The 230-nt window shown below is 65.2% G+C and carries 1 pseudogene; it reads right to left on the bottom strand.

Annotated features, from left to right (window positions below):
* Positions 1 to 189 (bottom strand): annotated as a pseudogene (locus SB771_RS37465) (multicopper oxidase family protein); the annotation flags it as partial.
* Between the last annotated feature and the right edge of the window lie 41 nt (positions 190 to 230).

The raw sequence follows: 230 nt of genomic DNA, 5'->3' as shown, positions 1-230 counted from the left end.
GATGCGGTTGGCCTCGGCCGACAGATCGAAATTCGTGCCCGTGATGCCCGGCGCGGCCGCGTGCGCGTTGATGCAGTAGAGCAGCGCAACGACGGCTGCGCAGAGCAGCGCGTGGAACAGCGTAAAACGTGGCGCCGAGCCACGCCGCGCATAGCGTGTGCGTCGGAAGTTGTCGATGATGTTGCCCACGGCTCATCTCCTAGGTGCAGGACTTCGTGGTCGGGTCCACC

The organism is Burkholderia sp. SIMBA_051, from assembly GCF_046534915.1.
Taxonomy (GTDB): domain Bacteria; phylum Pseudomonadota; class Gammaproteobacteria; order Burkholderiales; family Burkholderiaceae; genus Burkholderia; species Burkholderia ambifaria.
Note: the sequence above shows the minus strand (reverse complement) of the source record. Positions and strands in the feature narration are given on the sequence as shown.